Annotated in this window: 17 protein-coding genes; 9 read left to right on the top strand and 8 right to left on the bottom strand. The window is 64.3% G+C overall.

The features are described from left to right. Positions 1-4: 4 nt before the first annotated feature. Both KJP28_RS11700 and KJP28_RS11695 read left to right on the top strand, forming a co-directional pair. Entirely contained in the window at positions 5-280 is a 276-nt protein-coding gene (locus KJP28_RS11700) for an acyl carrier protein (protein WP_218392710.1), read from the top strand. Positions 281-293: 13 nt separating this feature from the next. Further along, entirely contained in the window at positions 294-1,502 is a 1,209-nt protein-coding gene (locus KJP28_RS11695) for a beta-ketoacyl-[acyl-carrier-protein] synthase family protein (RefSeq protein ID WP_218392709.1), read from the top strand. 75 nt (positions 1,503-1,577) lie between these two features. Here KJP28_RS11695 and KJP28_RS11690 read toward each other — a convergent pair whose 3' ends face one another. Beyond that, the gene (locus KJP28_RS11690; protein ID WP_255552314.1) at positions 1,578-2,276 is read right to left on the bottom strand and encodes an invasion associated locus B family protein; all 699 of its coding nucleotides are present in this window, start codon (positions 2,274-2,276) and stop codon (positions 1,578-1,580) included. Positions 2,277-2,789: 513 nt separating this feature from the next. On the opposite strand from KJP28_RS11690, the gene KJP28_RS11685 reads away from it, so the two are divergent. After that, positions 2,790-4,328: a helicase HerA-like domain-containing protein gene (locus tag KJP28_RS11685; RefSeq protein WP_218392876.1), complete on the top strand. Its 1,539-nt coding sequence runs from the start codon at positions 2,790-2,792 to the stop codon at positions 4,326-4,328. 61 nt (positions 4,329-4,389) lie between these two features. On the opposite strand, the gene KJP28_RS11680 is transcribed toward KJP28_RS11685, so the two are convergent. The 3 genes from KJP28_RS11680 to KJP28_RS11670 form a co-directional block, all read right to left on the bottom strand. Further along, positions 4,390-5,028 carry a M23 family metallopeptidase gene (locus KJP28_RS11680; RefSeq protein WP_218392708.1) on the bottom strand — a complete coding sequence of 213 codons (639 nt, stop codon included), beginning with the start codon at positions 5,026-5,028 and terminating at the stop codon, positions 4,390-4,392. Positions 5,029-5,090: 62 nt separating this feature from the next. Then, on the bottom strand, positions 5,091-5,858 hold the full coding sequence (locus KJP28_RS11675; RefSeq protein WP_218392707.1) for a hypothetical protein: 768 nt from the start codon (positions 5,856-5,858) through the stop codon (positions 5,091-5,093). A gap of 91 nt (positions 5,859-5,949) precedes the next feature. Beyond that, a complete protein-coding gene (locus KJP28_RS11670) occupies positions 5,950-7,269 on the bottom strand; it encodes an HlyC/CorC family transporter (RefSeq protein WP_218392706.1) in 1,320 nt (439 codons plus the stop codon). 78 nt (positions 7,270-7,347) lie between these two features. Between KJP28_RS11670 and KJP28_RS11665 the strand changes: the two genes are divergently transcribed. Next, on the top strand, positions 7,348-8,169 hold the full coding sequence (locus KJP28_RS11665) for a metallophosphoesterase family protein (protein WP_218392705.1): 822 nt from the start codon (positions 7,348-7,350) through the stop codon (positions 8,167-8,169). Positions 8,170-8,359: 190 nt separating this feature from the next. On the opposite strand, the gene KJP28_RS11660 is transcribed toward KJP28_RS11665, so the two are convergent. From KJP28_RS11660 to KJP28_RS11645, 4 genes are all read right to left on the bottom strand, one after another. Continuing rightward, positions 8,360-9,538: an ammonium transporter gene (locus KJP28_RS11660; RefSeq protein WP_218392704.1), complete on the bottom strand. Its 1,179-nt coding sequence runs from the start codon at positions 9,536-9,538 to the stop codon at positions 8,360-8,362. Between the two features lie 191 nt (positions 9,539-9,729). Further along, complete coding sequence (locus tag KJP28_RS11655) at positions 9,730-10,197, bottom strand: CinA family protein (protein ID WP_218392703.1); 468 nt, start codon at positions 10,195-10,197, stop codon at positions 9,730-9,732. 1 nt (position 10,198) lies between these two features. Then, positions 10,199-10,717, bottom strand: coding sequence for a phosphatidylglycerophosphatase A family protein (locus KJP28_RS11650; protein ID WP_218392702.1), 519 nt, complete (start codon positions 10,715-10,717; stop codon positions 10,199-10,201). Further along, on the bottom strand, positions 10,714-11,844 hold the full coding sequence (locus KJP28_RS11645; protein WP_218392701.1) for a bifunctional 2-C-methyl-D-erythritol 4-phosphate cytidylyltransferase/2-C-methyl-D-erythritol 2,4-cyclodiphosphate synthase: 1,131 nt from the start codon (positions 11,842-11,844) through the stop codon (positions 10,714-10,716). Before KJP28_RS11645 ends, KJP28_RS11650 begins: the two co-directional genes overlap by 4 nt. A gap of 169 nt (positions 11,845-12,013) precedes the next feature. Between KJP28_RS11645 and dusB the strand changes: the two genes are divergently transcribed. The 5 genes from dusB to ntrX all read left to right on the top strand — a co-directional run bounded on the left by dusB (position 12,014) and on the right by ntrX (position 19,225). Beyond that, entirely contained in the window at positions 12,014-12,994 is a 981-nt protein-coding gene (gene dusB, locus KJP28_RS11640; protein ID WP_336245330.1) for a tRNA dihydrouridine synthase DusB, read from the top strand. After that, on the top strand, positions 12,994-14,058 hold the full coding sequence (locus KJP28_RS11635) for a two-component system sensor histidine kinase NtrB (protein WP_218392699.1): 1,065 nt from the start codon (positions 12,994-12,996) through the stop codon (positions 14,056-14,058). The genes dusB and KJP28_RS11635 overlap by 1 nt, the downstream gene beginning before the upstream one ends. Positions 14,059-14,072: 14 nt before the next feature. Continuing rightward, a complete protein-coding gene (locus KJP28_RS11630; protein WP_218392698.1) occupies positions 14,073-15,434 on the top strand; it encodes a response regulator in 1,362 nt (453 codons plus the stop codon). 85 nt (positions 15,435-15,519) lie between these two features. Continuing rightward, positions 15,520-17,775, top strand: coding sequence for a sensor histidine kinase NtrY-like (locus KJP28_RS11625; RefSeq protein WP_218392697.1), 2,256 nt, complete (start codon positions 15,520-15,522; stop codon positions 17,773-17,775). Between the two features lie 16 nt (positions 17,776-17,791). Then, a complete protein-coding gene (gene ntrX, locus KJP28_RS11620) occupies positions 17,792-19,225 on the top strand; it encodes a nitrogen assimilation response regulator NtrX (RefSeq protein WP_218392696.1) in 1,434 nt (477 codons plus the stop codon). Positions 19,226-19,257 lie beyond the last annotated feature (32 nt).

Here is a 19,257-nt window from a genome sequence, read left to right as displayed (position 1 = left end):
AGCCATGAAAGACCTGAACGACCATATCGCGCAGAAGGTGATCGGCATTCTTGCCGCTCAAGCGCTCGTCGGTGTCTCCAGCGTCCGCCTCGACATGCAGCTATCCGACCTCGGGCTAGACAGCCTGGGAACAGTAGAGACCATTTTCGCGATCGAAGAGTGCTTCGACATTTCCGTGCCGTTCAACGCGAACGATCCGGCGGCGGGCGGGGCCGACCTTTCGACGGTGTCCGCCGTGATCGAAACCGTGCGCAACCTGGTCGAACAGCAGGCGGCCTAGGAGCGGGGCGCGCGTGACACGTGTCGTCATAACCGGTGCCGGAACCATCAATCCATTGGGCCACGATGTTGCGAGCACCCGCGCGGCGATGAAATCTGGCACCATCGCGATCGGGCCGCTCGAACTGGAGGATGTCGAGCGACTGACTGTCAGGATCGGTGCGCAGGTCCAGGGGTTCGACCCGGCCACCCGGTTCGCCCCGCAATCGCTGTCGCTCTATGATCGGTTCACACATTTCGCTCTTGTCGCTGCCCGCGAAGCCATCGGGCAGGCGGGGCTTTCTTTCGACGATGATCTGTCCCGGCGGGCGGGCGTCGTGCTGGGCAATTCCGGTGGCGGCATGCAGACGCAGGACGACGCTTTTCGCGCCGTGTATCAGGGCGGCAAGACCAGGGTGCATCCCTTCACCGTCCCGCGCCTCATGTCGAACGCGCCGACAGCGCATCTCAGCATGGAATTCGGGCTGCGCGGTCCGTCGTTCTCGGTGTCGTCGGCCTGTGCTTCGTCGAACCACGCGATGGCGCAGGCCGCGGCGATGGTGCGCGAGGGGCTGGCGGACGTGATGCTGACGGGTGGCACCGAAGCCATGCTGACGTTCGGAGGCATAAAGGCGTGGGAGGGGTTGCGGGTCATGTCGCAAACCGGATGCCGTGCCTTCTGCGCGACCCGCGACGGGATGGTTCAAGGCGAAGGCGCGGCGGTCTTCGTGTTCGAGAATTACGACCATGCCCGGGCACGCGGCGCGACGATCCTTGCGGAAGTGGCGGGTGCGGCGATGACGTCCGATGCCGGCGACATCGTCATGCCATCGCAGGACGGCGCGGGCAGCGCGATGGCACGCGCGCTCCAGAACGCCGGGATTGCGCCGTCAGACGTCGGCTATATCAACGCGCACGGAACAGGGACGCGCGCCAACGACAAGGTCGAAACTGCGGCCATCCGCTCGGTTTTCGGGCGCCTTGCGGATGACATCGCGGTGTCGTCGACGAAAACCATGCACGGGCATCTCGTCGGAGCGACCGGGGCGGTCGAACTGATCGCCTGCCTTATCGCCCTGGACGAAGGCGTCATCGCCCCGAATGCGGGGTGGCGCGAACATGATCCCGATTGCGACCTGAATATCGTCACGGGCGGGGCCAGGCAGGCCAAGGTGACGGCCACCTTGTCGAACGCCTTCGCGTTCGGGGGAATGAACGCGGTCCTTGCATTGACCCGCGCCTGAGAGATTATCAGTCAAAGAAAAACCGCCGCTTGCGAAGGCAGCGGCGGTTTTGTCTTCAGCGTTCGAACGCCCCGATCACTCGGTCGAGGTCGGCGCCTCCGGCGGAACCGGCAGAACGAGCGAGTTGAACGCGTCGGTGAAGCCGGACAGGGACGCCGGGATCTCGACCCGCTGGTCGCGGGCATTGGCCGGCACGACCGAGATCGTCGCCGAACTGCCCGCCTTGAGCGCGGCCACTTCCGCTTCGGTGAACCCGAACTGGGCGACACAGCCGATCGGTTCGCAGCTGGTGAACCCGTATTTCTTGGCCGCACCGCCGTCGATCGAGATCGTCAGACCGTCCTGCAGGCTCACGCCGAGCGGCACAATGATCGCGGACCCGGCGGTCGCTTCCATTTCTTCCGGGAGTTTCCCGACCGAAAACTTGCCGACCGGGTTTTCGTTGTTGCCGTCATAAAGCAGCTGCGTGATCTGGCAGGGGTCGTCTTCCTCGTTGTTGGGGATGCGCAGGCAGGCGCGCTCCCAGTCCCCGAAGACGTCGTCCACATATTCCTCGATGCCGACCGGCTGACCCAATTGCGGCTCGCTGGAGCCGGCAGTCGCCGGGGCTTCGTCACTTGCTTCCGCACCGGCAGCCGGTGCCTCTTCCGTCGGTGCCTCGGTCTGTTCGGCTTCCGTCGCATCGCCTTCGGTCGCATCCTGCGCGAAGGCAGGCGCAGCGAGCGCAACCAATGCGACGAGGCTGAGCGGTTTCAGGATATCTGACATTTTCATTCCCTTCGGTCCTGAAGAAGTTTCCGGGCGTGGTTAGCATGGCGATCTGGACAGGTCAGCCCCAAATCCACCCCCTTCGCATGTGACCCTGCAATAATCCGCCGGGTCCGGATCGTTCGCTGAACGGGGCCTCTGTGCGCCGGTGCCGTGCAAGAAAGACCTTGAAAAGGAAAAGGGCCCGCGTGCGCGAACCCTCTCCGTTTTGTTTTCTCCCTGCCGGACTGGCCGACTTATGGCGGGACGCTACGACAGAAGGTCGCAGCGGTCAACAGCTATAAGATTACAAACTCAACGCCTACTAACTTGCGCCTAAAACCCATGTTTTCATTGGGATTTTGGGGGGCAACCCCGAAAAAAGCCGCGCACCGAAGCGCGCGGCAGTCTGACAGGGAGGAAGTCGTCCGAACAGGTCAGACCGTCCGGACGCCTTGAGACTGGCATCGAAAGGTTAAAAATGTATTGTCTCCTGCGTACGTCGCGAGAATGGAAGGGCAGGCGGTCATGGTCGGTGGGATGGAAGATGCGATTTTCGTAGGCGGGGGTGGCGAGGATTACGCCACCAAGCAGGGGCTGAAACTCAAATACGCGAACCGACACGGGCTTGTCGCAGGCGCCACCGGGACCGGCAAATCCGTTACGCTCCAGATCCTCGCAGAAGGGTTTTCCAAGGCCGGCGTGCCGGTTTTCCTCTCCGACGTCAAAGGCGACCTGTCCGGGCTTGCCGGTGCCATGTCCGAAGATCACAAGCTGCACGAAGCGTTCCAGAGCCGTAGTCAAACCATCGGCTTCGACGATTTCGTGTACGAAGCGTTCCCGGTCACATTCTGGGATCTCTACGGCGAGCAGGGCCACCCGATCCGAACAACGGTGTCAGAGATGGGGCCGCTGCTTCTGTCGCAGCTTCTCGAACTCACGGATGTGCAGGAAGGCGTGCTCAACATCGCCTTCCATGTCGCCGACGAGCAGGGCCTCCCGCTCCTCGATCTCGAAGACCTTCAGGCGCTTTTGGTCTGGGTCGGGCAGAACGCCGATGACCTGTCGCTCAGATACGGCAACGTGGCGACGTCCTCCGTCGGCGCGATCCAACGTGCGCTGTTGGTGCTTCAGAACCAGGGCGGCGAAAAGCTCTTCGGCGAACCGGCGCTCGAACTCGCCGACCTTATGGCGGTGGACCCGAACGGGCAGGGGCGCATCTCGATCCTCGCCTCCGACAAGCTCATGGGCGCGCCGAAACTCTATGCGACATTCCTCCTGTGGCTCCTGTCCGAATTGTTCGAAGACCTGCCGGAGGTAGGCGACCCCGACAAGCCAAAGCTCGTCTTCTTCTTCGACGAGGCGCATCTTCTGTTCGAAGATGCGCCCAAGGCGCTCGTGGACAAGGTCGAGCAGGTCGCGCGGCTGATCCGGTCAAAGGGGGTCGGCGTCTATTTCATCACGCAAAATCCGGCGGACGTGCCCGACGACATTCTCGGCCAACTCGGCAATCGCATCCAGCACGCGTTGCGCGCCTTCACCGCGAAGGACCGCAAGGAACTGCGGCAGGCGGCGGAAACCTACCGCGAGAACCCGCGCTTCTCCACCGAGGACGCGATCCGCGACGTCGGCGTTGGTGAGGCGGTGACCTCGTTTCTTGAGAGCAAGGGCGCGCCGGGGATCGTCGAACGCACGCTCGTTCGTCCGCCTTCCTCACACCTGGGCGCGGTCGATCCGGCGATCCGGGCATCGGCCATCGCGAAGTCTCCGGTGGCCGGGAAGTACGAGACGGAACTGGACCGGGAGTCCGCGGCCGAGATGCTGGCAGCACGGGCAGAAGCCGCTGCGAAGGAAGCCGAGGAGGCCGAAGCCAAAGAAGCGGCCGCCGAAGAGGAAGCGCGCGAATATGCGAAGGCCCGACGATATTCCGGCACGAAAACGGCCTCGAAGAAATCCGACCAGGGGATCGGGGCGCAGTTCGGCTCGGAGGTCACGAAACTCGTGATCAAGGAGTTGAAAGGCACGACCGGCCGCCGCATCGTGCGCGGTATCCTCGGAGGTATTTTCAAGGCACGGTAAGCGGTCGGGTTCGGGACGTGGCACATTCAAAGCGCCCGGCACAACGCCCGGCCATGTTGGATCAGCTCTGGTTCCTGCGGCAGACAACCGGATAGGTGATCTTGTGCGCGGGCGCTCTGTCCACCGGGGCACATGTGACGCGCCCCGGACCGTTGACCCAGAACGCATTGGGGTCGAGCTGTTCGATCCCCTGCCACCAGTTGTTGCCCGATTTGGTCCGAGCCCCCGGCGCGGTTTCCCTGTGATACTCGAAGTGCAGATGCGGGAACGACGACAACAACCCGGTCTCACCCAGCGTTCCGATCTGCTGACCGCGCGCGACCATTTGGCCGATCTCGACCTGCCGTTTATCGAGATGGAAATAAAGCGTCTGCACCTTGCGCCCCGTATCGTCCGGGCCGTGCTCGATCACCACGCGGTTGCCGTAGGCTGGCTCGTACATGCTGATCGTCACGCGCCCCGGCGCGGCGGCCAGCACGGGCGTTCCGGCTGAGGCAGCCACGTCCAGCCCTCGGTGACCGGGTCCGCCGCCGGCCTTTTCATACATGAATTGTTGCGAGATCGGCGGTGCAGAGGCCGGCATGACCACCTCGTATTTCGGATGGACATGGCGAAGATAGGCGACGGCGGTGCCATACTCATGCTGGACACAGGCGGTCAGTCCGAACGCCATGCCGCATAAAGCCCAAAAAAGCCGCATCGCCAGATCCCCCCAAAACGCGCCTGCCGTGTCATACGGAATTCGGCGCCTTTGGGGAAGCCTCAGCCGTGTTTCGCTTCGTGCTTGCGAAGCTTTTTCTCCGCAGCCTGAAGCGCGGCTTTCATCGCCACGTTGACCGAAGGCTCTCCGAGTTTTTCGGCGGTCATCACACCCGCATGGGCCACACAGATCCGCTGCGCACCCGACCATCGCTCGGTGATCGACGCGCCCCAGTCGCGAAAGTCGGACGCCGCGCCGGGTCGGTCCTCGAGCGCTGCGCCCAGCGTCAGGTGAACGCTCAGCTTACCCGGCTTGCCTTTCTTCGCGCCCCGCAGGTTGAAGGTGTCGTCTACATGGATCGTCTTCGACGCCTGGTGGTAGGCAAGGATGGAGCCGCAATGGATGTTCTCATTTGCGGGGACCAGTTCGACCCCGGCTGGGAGCGAGAAATCGAGGTCCTCGGCAAACTCCGTGCCGGTCACGAGGTCCTCGGTCGTGGTCTTCTCCCACCCGAGATCGGGATACTTGCGGATATGACGGCTTGTCCCGAAATGGCGCGCGTTCGGGAAGTCCCTATGCATCGCCTCGGAATGAAGCGTGTGGAATGGATGCAGGTTGATGACCGCCACCACGTTGTCGCGCCCCCCGGTGATCTCGTCCAGTTCAGCCAGCAGCTCTCGGGGGATCGTGTAGCTGTCCAGCATGACGAAGCGCCCGTCGCCAAGTCGTACGAGCGAACAATGCGTGCCGAGTTCCAAAATGCCGCCGAGCTTGAACGACCCGCGGATGTTCCAGAATCCGTCAGCGCAATGGATGATCTTCGGTTGCATGGCACTCCTCTCCGTTTCCTTCGACCTAAGGTGGCGTGGCGAGATTGCCAGCCCGCCGTCACGTCAGCTACGCGTCAACGGGCGGTTCTGGTCAAAGTCGACGGATTTTGAGGCGCGAAATACGGTTTTCCGTGCGCTTCGTGACTTCGAACCGGAAGCCGTGAAAGGAAAACACCTGACCTTCCGCGGGGATCGTCTGCGCCTCGTGAATGACGAGACCGGCGATCGTGTTGGCTTCCTCGTCCGGGAGCGACCAGTCGTTCGCGCGGTTGAGGTCGCGGATCGTCATGCCGCCATCGACGGAATAGGCCCCGTCCGACAGCAGTTTCAGATCGCCCGCATCCGACGTGTCGAATTCGTCGGTGATCTCACCCACGATCTCTTCGAGGATGTCCTCGAGCGTGATGAGCCCCTGAAGCGAGCCATATTCGTCCACGACGAGTGCGAAATGCGTGTGCCGCTTGAGGAATTCGCGCATCTGGCTGTCGAGCGTCGTGGTCTCGGGAATGAAATAGGGCTCCATCGCCACGCCCATGATGTCGAAGTTATCGAAGGCCTCCACGCGGAACGCGTCACCCGCCGCCTGACCGGCCTCGTACATGGCGCGGCTCAGGTCCTTCGCGTGGATCAGCCCGACGATGTTCTCCGGCTCGTCACGGTAAAGCGGCAGTCGCGTGTGGGGTGAGGCGAGCGCCTGCTCCAGGACTTCTCGGGCCGGGAGACCGGCGTTGATGACCTCGATCTGGCTGCGATGAAGCATGATCTCTTCGACCGTCCGCTCCCCGAGGTCGAGCGCACCCAGAAGCCGGTCGCGGTCTTCCTTCTCCACCGCGCCTTCGTGGTGGCCCAACGTGATCGCGCCCATGATTTCCTCGCGGACGGCAAGGATATGACTGTCCGGGTCGGTCTGAACGCCGAAAGCGCGCAGGATCAGGCGCACGAGGGCGCGGACCACGCTGACAACAGGGGCGAGGACGAGGATGATGATGCGGATCGGGGCAGACACCCAACCGGCGGCGTTCTCGGGCCGGGTGATCGCGTAGGTCTTCGGCAGAACTTCGGCGAAGATTAGCACCAGAAGCGTCATCACCAAGGTCGCCAGGGCCACACCGCTGTCGCCGAACAGCCGCGTGAACAGCGCCGTTGCAAGCGCCGAGGCGAGGATGTTGACGAAGTTGTTGCCGAGCAGGACCGAACCGATCAGACGCTCATTGTCTTCGGTAATCTGAAGCGCCCGCTCCGCGCCTTTATCGCCCTTGTCGGCTTTCGCGCGTAGTTTCCCGCGCGACGCGGCGGTCAGGGCCGTCTCTGAACCGGAGAAAAAGCCGGACAGGACAAGGAGCAGGACGATGGCACCGGCGGAAATCCAGAACGCGGTGTCGAGCATGGTGCCGGGGTCGGCGGGGGTCATTGTGATTGTTTCTCCAAGGGGTGTGCGTGTTATGGTTTGCCAACCCCGTCGTTTCAAGTGGCGGGGAGGGGAGGAGACATGATTATCCAGGATCTGGGCAGCTTGTCCGGCCCTGTCGTCCTGTGGGGCGGCGCGCTGGGAAACCTCGCCGCGCTCGATGCGCTGGAGCGGGCGATCGACAATGCCGGCGTGGTGCATGTGATCTCGACCGGCGATGCCGTCGGCTACTGTGCCGAAGGTGCGGACTGCGTGGCGCGCTTGCGGTTGCTCGGCTGGTCGGGAATTGCAGGCAACGTCGAGCGCCAGCTGGGCGCGGGCGCGGGGCATTGCGGCTGCGGGTTCGAGGCCGGGAGCCTGTGCGACAGGCTGAGCGCAGGCTGGTGGCGTCACGCGGATCGGACCATCGGTGAAGCGGCCCGCGACTGGATGACCGAACTTCCGGATATGCTTGTTTTCACGCACGAAAATCGCCGCTATGCCGTGATCCACGGAGGCGTCACTCATATCTCGCGGTTCCTGTGGCAGACCTCCAGACAGGAAGAATTCGCAGCGGAAATCGCCGTGATCGAAGCGGCGGTCGGGCCGGTCGACGGCGTCATCGCCGGGCACTCGGGGCTGGCGTTTCAGCGGATCGTCGCGGGGCGGCACTGGATCAATGCGGGTGTGATCGGGATGCCGCCCAACAACGGGGTTCCGGGCGGGCAATATGTGCGGCTCGACGGGTCCGGGGCGCATATCCTGCGGCTGTCATACGACCCCACGCCGAGCGTTCATGCGATGAAGGCGGCGGGGCTGACGCAGGGCTACGATCAGGCGTTGATGGACGGTTGCTGGCCGTCCCAGGACGTGTTGCCCGACGCGCTGCGTCGACGCCGGCCGGTCTCCGGGCCGGTGAGTTAACCTTTCGTGCGACCGCAAAAACCAACGTATGTTTCACGTATGGAATACGTATGGAAAGCGTATGGAAAAGGGTGTGGTTCCGGTTGGGTTAACACCCGCAGCGGAGCGCGGGATACACGCCGTCCGGGGCGCAATGAAAAGGCGCGTGAAGTGACCCCCACGCGCCTTAAAGCTTCAACCCTGCTGACGATCAGCTGATGATGTCGTAGGCGCGTTCGCCGTGAACCGTCAGGTCGAGGCCGTTCGTCTCGGTCTCTTCATCGACGCGCAGATGCGTGATGATCGAGATCGCCTTGATGAGGATGAAGGTCACGACAATCGTGAACACGCCCACGATGACCAGCGAGCCGAGCTGCGCTGCCCATGCACCCGCGCCGAAGACCGCGATCATGATCGTGCCGAAGATGCCGCCGACGCCGTGTACCGCGAAGACGTCGAGCGTGTCGTCGATGTTGAGCCGGTTCCGGATGAGGTTCACGGCCTCCTGGCACAAAACGCCCGCGACGCCACCGATGACCAAGGCCTCGATGGGGCCAACGAAGCCTGAGGCAGGTGTGATCGAAGCGAGGCCCGCGATGGTCCCCGTGACGATCCCGACGAGCGAGGCACGGCCGAACTTGATCTTCTCCCACAGCGCCCAGGTGAGCGAGGCGGTTGCGGCGGAGATATGCGTGACGGTCAGCGCCATTGCCGCACCGCCGTCCGCAGCCAACTGCGAGCCGCCGTTGAAGCCGAACCAGCCGACCCAGAGCATCGACGCGCCGATCATCACGAAACCGGGCGAATGCGGCGGTTTCTTGCGGTCCTTGCGTGGGCCGAGAAAGACCGAGATCATGATCGCGGCGAGGCCTGCGGTTTCGTGAACGACAATGCCGCCCGCGAAGTCGCGCACGCCGGTCTCCCCGAAGATGCCGCCGTCGGACAGGAACCCGCCGCCCCAGATCCAGTGAACCACCGGCGCATAACACAGAAGCATCCAGAGACCCGAGAATGCGAGGACGAAGCCGAAGCCGATCCGCTCCACGTAAGCGCCGACGATGAGCGCCGGGGTGATGATCGCGAAGGTCATCTGGAAGGCGAAGAACAGGACTTCGGGGATCGTGCCCGACAGCGCCTCGCCGTCGATCCCCAGAAGGAACATCTTGCCAAGTCCGCCCCACACGGCGTTCCCGTCACCGAAGGCGATGGTGTAGCCGAAGGCGAGCCACAGCACGCTCATCAAAGCGGCGATGGCGTAGACATGCATGAAGACCGAGAGGACGTTGCGCGCGCGAACGAGGCCTCCGTAGAAAAGCGCCAGCCCCGGCAGCGTCATAAAAAGCACCAATGCGGTCGCCACGATGATCCAGGCGGTATCTGCCCCGTTCATATTCCCCTCCGTCCCTTGTTCGTTTGGAATGGGGGCGGAATAGGGCGTGGGGCGCAAAGGGCAAGGCTCGCGAGACGGGCAGACGCACAAAAGCTATGCAGATTCAAAACTGCCCAAATAATGCGCGGATATGCGGGAAAGCTGCGTGTTTTGGCGGCGACACTGGAATTTCGCGGCGGTGGCGCGTGGGGTCAGGCCGCGGCGCGTGCGCCCAGCAGGGCGAGCGCGTGGTTCATGGCGGCTCGGCGCACCTCGGCGCGGCCCAATGCGCCGAACTCCACGGTTTCTGTCAACGTCGGCCCGTTGCCCGCGACCCCGAAACAGACCCGGCCCTCCGGCTTGTGCTCGGACCCGCCGGGCCCGGCGATGCCGGTGATCGAGACCGCGAGATTGGCCGTGGAATGCTTCAGCGCGCCCTCGGCCATCTCCCTCGCGACCTCTTCCGAGACTGCGCCGAAGGCGTCGAGGCTGGCCTGTGTGACGCCCAGCAGTTCGCGTTTGGCGGCGTTGGAATAGGTGATGAAACCGCGTTCGAACACGTCCGACGACCCGGCAATGTCCGTGAGCGCCGCGCCGACCATGCCGCCGGTGCAGCTTTCCGCCGTGGCGACGGTCAGCCCGGCTTTGCGGCAGAGGTCGAGAACGCGGGCCGGGTCCATGTCACACCATGACGATCGCGTGGCTCACACCGGCAGCGATCAGGACCACGAAGGCGGCGAAGACGCCCGCGATCACGTCGTCCAGCATGACGCCGAGCGCGTCGCCGCGCCGGTCCGCGCGCCCGATGAGCCAGGGTTTCCAGATGTCGAAGAGCCGGAAGGCGAGGAACCCCACGATCCAGCCGGGATAGAGCGCCAGCACATCCGCGCCTACACCCGCGGCCCCGATGGACACCGGAAGAATGGCGATGCCCTGACCCACGACTTCGTCGATGACGATTTCGGAGGGGTCGTGATCGTCGCCGCCGGCCGTCATGAGGCGTGTGGCTTTCAGCCCGCCGAAGAAGGTGAGCACCAGTGCGACCGACAGGAGCAGCGGGCCGCCCAGTTCGAACGGCAGAAAGATGCGCCCCAATTCGTGCAGCGCCCAGATGAAGGGCAGGGCGGCAAGTGACCCCCATGTGCCGGAGGCCGGTTTCAGGTAGCCGATGAAGAAGAAAGTGGCGAAGACGCGGCTCATGCCCGCACCAGCGTTGCGACGGCTTGGGAGGCGATGCCTTCTTCACGACCGGTGAAGCCGAGGCGTTCGGACGTGGTGGCTTTGACGCTCACCCGGTCCGGGTCGACCGACATGATCCGGGCAAGCTCGGCGCGCATCGCACCTGCATGGGGCCCGATCTTGGGCTGTTCGCAGATTAGCGTGACGTCGCAATTGGCAAGCTCGAAGCCCTTCGAGCGTGCCAGTTCGATGGCGTGTTTCAGGAAGATGTCGGACGCCGCGCCTTTCCATTCCGACTCGGACGGCGGGAAATGCTGGCCGATGTCGCCTTCGGCGAGCGCGCCGTAGATCGCGTCGGTCAGGGCGTGCATGCCGACATCCGCATCCGAATGGCCCTTGAGCTTCTTGTCGTGCGGCACGGCGACACCGCAGAGGATGCAGGCGTCGCCATCCTCGAAAGCGTGAACGTCGTAGCCAAGGCCGGTGCGTATATCCATCTGCTGCCTCATCAGGTCTTCGGCCCGGGCGAAATCCTCGGGTCCGGTTATTTTCAGGTTCTTCTCGTCGCCCGCCACGATGGCGACGTCAAGGCCCGCATGGCGCGCCACTTCCACGTCGTCGGCGGCGCCGCCGGGGTGGTCGCGGTGGGCCTGAAGGATCGCGTCGAAGCGGAAACCCTGCGGGGTCTGGGCGCGGTAGAGGCCGGAGCGGTCCTGTGTGCCGGTCACGATCCCGTCCGCGCCGGTCCAGAGCGCATCGGTGACGGCGAGGGCCGGGGCGGCACCGGGGGCGTGCGCCAGCCCATCGATCACCCGGTCGATGACCTCGGGCGAGACCAGCGGGCGGGCGACGTCATGGATCAACACCGCGTCGGGCGGGTCGCCCGCCAGCGCTTCGAGCCCCGCCGCGACGCTTGCGTCACGTGTGGCCCCGCCGGTCGCGACGATCGCGCCGGTCAGCTCCTCGGCCTGTCCCATGTCGTCGGGATGCAGCACCACGACGATCCGGCCCACACGGGGATGGTCGCGAAACGCCTGAAGCGTCCAGTCCGCGACGCGCCGCCCCGAGAGCATCCGCCATTGCTTCGGAACCCCGCCACCGGCGCGCGTGCCGCGCCCCGCGGCGACGATGAGTGCTGCAATATCCATGTGAACCGTTTAGAGCCTGCCGAAATGAAAGCCAATCCTTGCCCGAATATGGGGGGAATATGCACAAATAATGTGCACATTCGGATTAATCGCGCTTGTGTCCCCCGCGAAATTGCACCTTTTTAGGGCAGGTCCTACAAACAGGGCAATCGCACAAGGATTAGGCAGCGTGCTGCGGCTGACGGACGACCTCACATTAAGCCCCCCGGTTTTTCTCGCCCCCATGGCGGGGATCACGGATTTGCCGTTTCGCGATCTCGTGTCGCGGTTCGGCGCGGGGCTTGTCGTGTCGGAAATGGTCGCGAGCCAGGAGATGGTGCAGGCAAAGCCCGGCACCCGCGAGCGCGCCGAGCTGGGTTTCGGCCACGCGGATACGGCGGTGCAGCTTGCAGGCCGCGACCCGTATTGGATCGGTGAGGCCGCGCGGATGGTCGAGGCCAACGGCGCGAAGATGATCGACATCAACATGGGTTGCCCCGCGAAGAAGGTGGTGGGCGGGCTGTCCGGCTCGGCGCTTTTGCGCGACCTGCCGCTGGCGCTGTCGCTGATCGAAGCGGTGACGGCGGCGGTGTCGATCCCGGTGACGCTCAAGACCCGGCTGGGTTGGGACGACAGTCTTCTCAACGCCCCGGAGCTTGCGCGGCAGGCCGAAGCGGCGGGCATCCGCATGATCACGATCCACGGACGCACGCGTTGCCAGTTCTACAAGGGCCGCGCGGACTGGGCCGCGATCCGGGCGGTGAGCGAAAGCGTGGACATTCCGGTGATCGCAAATGGCGACATCGCCAGCCCACGAGACGCCCGCCGGGCGATGCAGCTTTCGGGCGCCGATGGGGTCATGGTGGGCCGTGCGGCGGGCGGACGGCCATGGCTCATCGCTCAGATCGCGGCCGATCTTTTCGGCACGCGTGCGCCCACGCCGCCCACGGGCCGCGCCTTGGTCGAGATGGTCCTGGAGCATTACGAGGCCTCGCTTGCCTTTTACGGCGACGACCTCGGCAAGCGCGTGATCCGCAAACATCTGGGCTGGTACATGGACGATGCGCGCACCGCGCCGGACATGCGCCGGGCCGTTCTGAGCGAGCCCGACCCGGCCCGCGTCATGGCGCTCATTCCCGACGCGCTTTCTCCCGAACACGAGGCTGCCTGATGGACGACGAAGAACTCTGGAACGCGCTGCCGGTGCCGGGGCTGATCATCGACGAAGATGACCATATCGCCAATGCCAACAGCGCGGCGGAAGATTTCTTCAACGCATCCGCCAAGTCGCTCTGCGGCAAGGCGGTGCTCGACTACCTCGCGATCAACGCCAATCTCGACGGGGCGTTCGAGAGGGTGCGGCGCGCGCATGGGCCGATGTTCATCAACGCGGTCGACGTGGGGACGGGGACCATCGCGCCCGTCGAGTGCAACATCCAGATCGCCCCGATCAACCGCCGGTCCGGCCAACTTCTGATGCTGATGGAGCCGCGCAAGCTTGCCGACCGGGTGGGCAAGGCGCATGGCGTCAAATCCGCTGCGCGGTCGGCTATTGGAATGGCCGAAATGCTGGCCCATGAGATCAAGAACCCTCTGGCGGGGATCACCGGTGCGGCGCAGCTTCTGTCGATGAACCTTTCTGCCGAGGATCAGGAGTTGACGGACCTTATCGTGGTCGAAAGCCGCCGGATCGTCGCGCTCTTGGAGCAGGTCGAGCAATTCGGAAACCTCAGGCCGCCCGAGCGCAGGGAGGTCAACGTCCACGACCTTCTGGACCGTGCCCAGAAATCGGCCGAGGTCGGCTTTGCCGCGAAGATGAAGATCCGAGAGGATTACGACCCGTCGCTTCCGCCGACCTTCGTGGATCCCGACCAGCTCATGCAGGTGTTTCTCAACCTCTTGAAGAACGCCACGGAAGCCTCTGGCGAGGACGGCGGCGAGATCAGGATACGCACGTTTTATGACCACGGGCTCAGGCTTCGGCGCCGGGACGGCACCGGCGCGAGCCTGCCGTTGCAGGTGGAGATCATCGACGACGGCCCCGGTATCGCGCCGGAGATCGTGGAGCAGATTTTCGAACCCTTCGTTTCGGGGCGGGAAAACGGGACCGGGCTCGGCCTCGCGCTCGTCTCGAAGATCATATCGGACCACGACGGCTGGATCGCGGTGGATTCGGTGCCCGGCAGGACCGTGTTCCGCATCTCGCTCCCGGTCGCCCCGAAAGACATTGAATAATAAGGAGACACGGTATGGATGGCACGGTACTTGTCGCGGATGACGACCGCACGATCCGCACGGTTCTGACCCAGGCGCTGACGCGCGCGGGGTGCCGGGTGCATGCGACCTCGTCGCTGGTCACACTGAAACGCTGGGTCGAGGAGGGGCGTGGCGATCTCGTGATTTCGGACGTCGTGATGCCGGACGGAAACGGACTCGAGGCGTTGCCGGAGATTTCCGCGATGCGCCCCGATCTGCCGGTGATCGTGATCTCGGCGCAGAACACGATCATGACCGCGATCCAGGCGGCCGAGGCCGAAGCCTTCGACTACCTGCCGAAGCCGTTTGACCTACCGGACCTGATGAAACGGGCCGCGCGGGCGCTGGAGCAGAAGCGCCGCGCACCGGCGCCGCGCACCGCCAGTGACGCTGAGGGGGGCGATCTGCCGCTGGTCGGGCGCACGCCGGCGATGCAATCGCTTTACCGGCTGGTCGCACGGGTGATGAACACGGAATTGTCGGTGCTCATCACCGGCGAGAGCGGGACAGGCAAATCGCTCATCGCGCGGGCGATCCACGATTTCTCGGACCGCCGGAACCTGCCTTTCGTGGTCGTCACCGCCGATGACCTGACGCCGATCGACGGGCCGTCGCGGGTGTTGTCGAAGGCCGGGCAGGGCACGATCCTGTTCGACGAGATCGGCGACCTGGATGCGGATGCGCAGGCGCGGATCACCCGGATGCTCGACAGTCTCACCGACCCCGCGCCGCGCATCATCGCGACGTCGCAGAACGACCTCAGCCGCCGGATCAAGGACGGGGCGTTCCGTCAGGACCTCTATTACCGGCTGGGGGGCGTCACGATCCCGGTTCCGGCGCTGCGCGAGCGGCTCGAGGATATTCCGTCGCTTGCCGATCACTTCCTCGCGCGGGCCGAGCGCGACGGGATGACGCCCCGCGTGCTGTCCCTGGACGCGGTGGAGCTTCTGCGCGCCTATCCCTGGCCCGGCAACGTGCGGCAGCTGGAAAACACCGTGCAGCGGCTCATGGTCACCGGGACCGAGGCGGAGATCACCAAGGCCGAGGTCGAAGCCACCCTTGGCACGCCGTCGGGCGGACCGATGCCCACCTCGGACGAAGGCGAGAAGTTGTCGGCCAGCGTCGCGCGGCATCTCAAGCGGTATTTCGACCTGCACGGGGGCACGTTGCCGCCTCCGGGGCTGTATCAGCGCATCCTGAAGGAAGTGGAGGTGCCGCTGATCGAGATCGCGCTCGACGCGACCGGCGGCAATCAGGCGAAATGTGCCGATCTGCTCGGGATCAATCGCAATACTTTGCGCAAGAAGATCACCGAGCTTGGAATCGAGGTGACACGGCGGCGCAAATTGATGTAAAAGTGCCACATCCGTGGCTTCGGTGCTTCATTGAGCCGAACGTGTCACGAGCCGCATTGTCGGCGGGGGATGGAGCAGCTTTTTCATGGCAGCGCAAAGCGCTAAGCGGAAATGGACATGGGACCGACTGGCTCGGATACGCCGTCTGAGGCGGGTCCAGTCGATCGCCACGATCAGCGTCGTGATTCTCGGCCCCGTTCTGGCGGTCGCGACCTACCTGATTCTCGGCCCGATGGATCAGGGCGCGGCGAGCAATGCGCTGCGCCTTATCCTGCTTGCGGATTTCGTCTATGTGCTCGCCGTCGCCTCGCTGGTGCTCACGAGCCTTCTGCGCATGGTGGCCGCGCGCCGGGCCAAGTCCGCCGGGTCGAAGCTTCACCTCAGGCTGACGCGGGCGTTTTCCGTCATCGCGCTGATCCCCACGGTTCTCGTCGCTATTTTCGCCGTGCTGACAGTGAACGTGGGGCTCGAGGGCTGGTTTTCCGACCGGGTGAGCCGGGTGGTGGGCAACTCGCTTGAAGCGGCGCAGGCCTATGAGGAAGAGCACCGGCAAGGGCTCATCACCGATGCGGGCGCGCTGGCGGCCTATCTGAACCTGTCGAAACAGGCCAACGCGTTTCTGACCGAGGCGCAGCTTCGGCAGGCGCTGAGCCAGGGACAGACGCAGATTCAGCGGGGCCTGCGTGAAGCCTTCGTCATCGACGGCGATGCGGAAATCCGGGTGCGAGGCGACCGCTCTTACCTCTTTGACTACGAGCCGCCCGCGCCGGAAGACATCGAGCGGGCGCTCGATGGCGATACGGTGGTGATCGAGGATTGGGACATCAACGAGTTCCGAGCACTCGTCCATCTCGAGGCCTATCCGGATCATTTTCTCTATGTCAGCCGCTCGGTGGACGGCGAAGTTCTCAACCTCCTCGATGAGACACAGGAGACGGTGCTGTTCTACCAGCAGCTTGAGAACCAACGGGGCCGGGTGCTTTTCGAGTTCGGCCTGATTTATCTCGGCTTTGCCGCGATCCTGATCCTCGCGGCCACCTGGCTTGGCATGTGGTTCGCGGAACGGCTTGCGACCCCTGTCGGGCGGCTCGCCGGGGCCGCTCAACGGGTCGGTGAGGGCGATCTGGACGTGCGGGTTCTGGAAGAAGAAGGCGACGACGAAATCGCCACGCTGGGTCGTCAGTTCAACGCCATGACGCGCGAATTGCGGGGGCAGCGCGAGGCGCTTTTGGAAAACACCGAGCAGATCGAAGAGCGGCGGCGGCTGTTCGACAGCGTGCTATCCTCTGTCACGGCGGGCGTCGTGGGGTTGGACCCGGATGGCAAGGTGACCTTCCTCAACCGTGCCGCCGCGCGGCTTCTCGATCTTGCCGGGCCGGACCCGAGCCATGTGCCGCTCTCGCTTCTGATCCCGGAATTCCTGCCGCTCTTCGACCGTCTGCGTGACGCGGCCCGCAGTCAGGTGCAGGAGGAGTTGGGGCTTACCCGGATGGGCAAGGCCGAGCGGCTTCTGGTGCGCATCGCGCGGCGGTATTCCGACGATGGCGAGCTTGAGGGCTACGTGATCGCGTTTGACGACGTGACCGACCTCGTCTCGGCACAGCGCATGGCGGCCTGGGGCGACGTGGCGCGGCGGATCGCGCATGAGATCAAGAACCCGCTGACCCCGATCCAGCTGTCCGCCGAGCGCATAAAGCGGAAGTTCGGGCGCAAGTTGGAGGGCGAGGACGTCGAGGCGCTGGAGGCGCTGACCGGGGTCATCGTGCGCCAGACCGAGGATTTACGCCGGATCGTGGACGAGTTCTCGAAATTCGCCCGGATGCCCGAGCCGGAACGGCGGCCCACCGACCTCGCCAAACTCCTGCGCGACGCGGTGACGCTTCAGGAAGCCGGGCAGGAGAACGTGCGCTTCGTGGCCGACATCCCGAATGAGTCGATCCCGGCATCGCTGGATGAGACGATGATCGGTCAGGCGCTCACAAACCTGATGAAGAACGCGGGTGAAGCCATTGAAAGTCTGTATGAAAAGGGTGCGCCAGAAGATCACGTTCCGGAAATCCGCGTGACGCTCACCCAATCCGGCGACGAAGCCCATCTGACCATTTCGGATAATGGTGTCGGGCTTCCCGAAGACCGCGCGCGGCTGTTCGAGCCCTATGTCACGACGCGCGAAAAGGGCACCGGCCTTGGCCTGCCCATCGTGAAGAAGATCATCGAGGAACATGGCGGCACGCTGACCCTGACCGACGCCGAGGATTTCGGCTCCGGTCAGCGCGGCGCGCAGGCCAATATCACACTCCCCCTGCCACAAACCGCGGGCGAGACCCGCGCCGCGGAATGAGAAAGGCGACGACTACATGACCGATATCCTGATCGTTGACGACGAACGCGACATCCGGGAACTGATCTCGGATATTCTCGAGGACGAGGGCTACACGACGCGAAAAGCCGGCACGTCGGACGAGGCGATGGCGGCGGTCAAGTCGCAGCCCCCCGCGTTGATGATCCTCGATATCTGGCTGAAAGACAGCACGATGGACGGGATCGACATCCTGAAGGTCGTAAAGCGGGAATACCCGGAAGTGCCGGTCGTCATCATCTCGGGCCACGGCAACATCGAAATCGCTGTCGCGGCGATAAAACAGGGGGCCTACGACTTCATCGAAAAGCCGTTCAACATCGACCAGCTCATGGTGGTGATCTCCCGCGCGATGGAGACTTCGCGCCTGCGTCGCGAGAATGTGGAATTGAAGCGGCAGGGCACCGGGCCGGTCGAGATGATCGGGGCAAGCGCGTCCTTCAAGTCGTTGAAGAGCAATCTGGAAAAGGTGATGCGCTCGAACGGTCGGGTGCTTCTCACCGGGCCTGCCGGGTCGGGCAAGGAGCTTGCCGCGCGCACCATTCATGCGGGTTCGGACCGCGCCGGTGCGCCCTTCGTCATCGTCAATTCGGCGGCCGTCGAGCCGGACCAGATGGAGGATGTTCTGTTCGGGCGCGAAAGCTCGGACCGAGGGATCGAAGAGGGACTACTGGAAAAGGCCAATGGCGGCGTGATCTATTTCGACGAGGTGGCCGACATGCCACCCGGCACGCAATCGAAGATCCTGCGGGTTCTGGTCGAACAGAGCTTCACCCGCGTGGGCGGTAGCGACAAGATCGACGTGGACGTGCGGGTGATTTCGTCCACCACGCGCGATTTGCAGGCCGAGATCGCGGCCAAGCGGTTCCGCGAGGAACTCTATCACCGGCTGAACGTCGTCCCGATCGCGGTGCCGCCGCTGTCGGACCGTCGCGAAGATATTCCGGTTCTGGCGAGCTATTTCATCGAGGTGTTCAACGCCACGCAGGGCCTTCCGCTGCGCGACGTGTCCGAAGAAGCGGTCGCGATGCTTCAGGCCATGTCCTGGCCGGGAAATGTGCGTCAGTTGAAGAACGTCGTGGAGCGCGTGCTGATCCTTGGTGACGGGACCGGGCCGATCGAGGCGGGCGAACTTCCGGGTGCCGAGAGCGGCGGTGACGACGGCGCGGCCACGCCGGGGACCATCGCGCTGCCCACTGCGCTTGCCACGCTGCCGCTGCGCGAGGCGCGCGAGGCGTTCGAGCGCGAATACCTGATGACCCAGATCAACCGGTTCGGCGGCAATATCTCACGCACCGCAAATTTCGTCGGGATGGAACGCTCGGCGCTGCACCGCAAGCTCAAGAGCCTCGGGATCGTGACCGGCAACAAGTCCGGTGCGCGGGTCGCTTACGTGGCCGAGGACGGGAGCGATCAGGCCGAAGCCTCCTGACCCCCGCCGATTGACGCCCGCGCGCCAAGGTG

The sequence above is a fragment of the Maritimibacter dapengensis genome (assembly GCF_019218265.1).
GTDB classification, from domain to species: Bacteria; Pseudomonadota; Alphaproteobacteria; order Rhodobacterales; family Rhodobacteraceae; genus Maritimibacter; species Maritimibacter dapengensis.
This window is presented reverse-complemented; position numbering and strand designations above follow the sequence as displayed.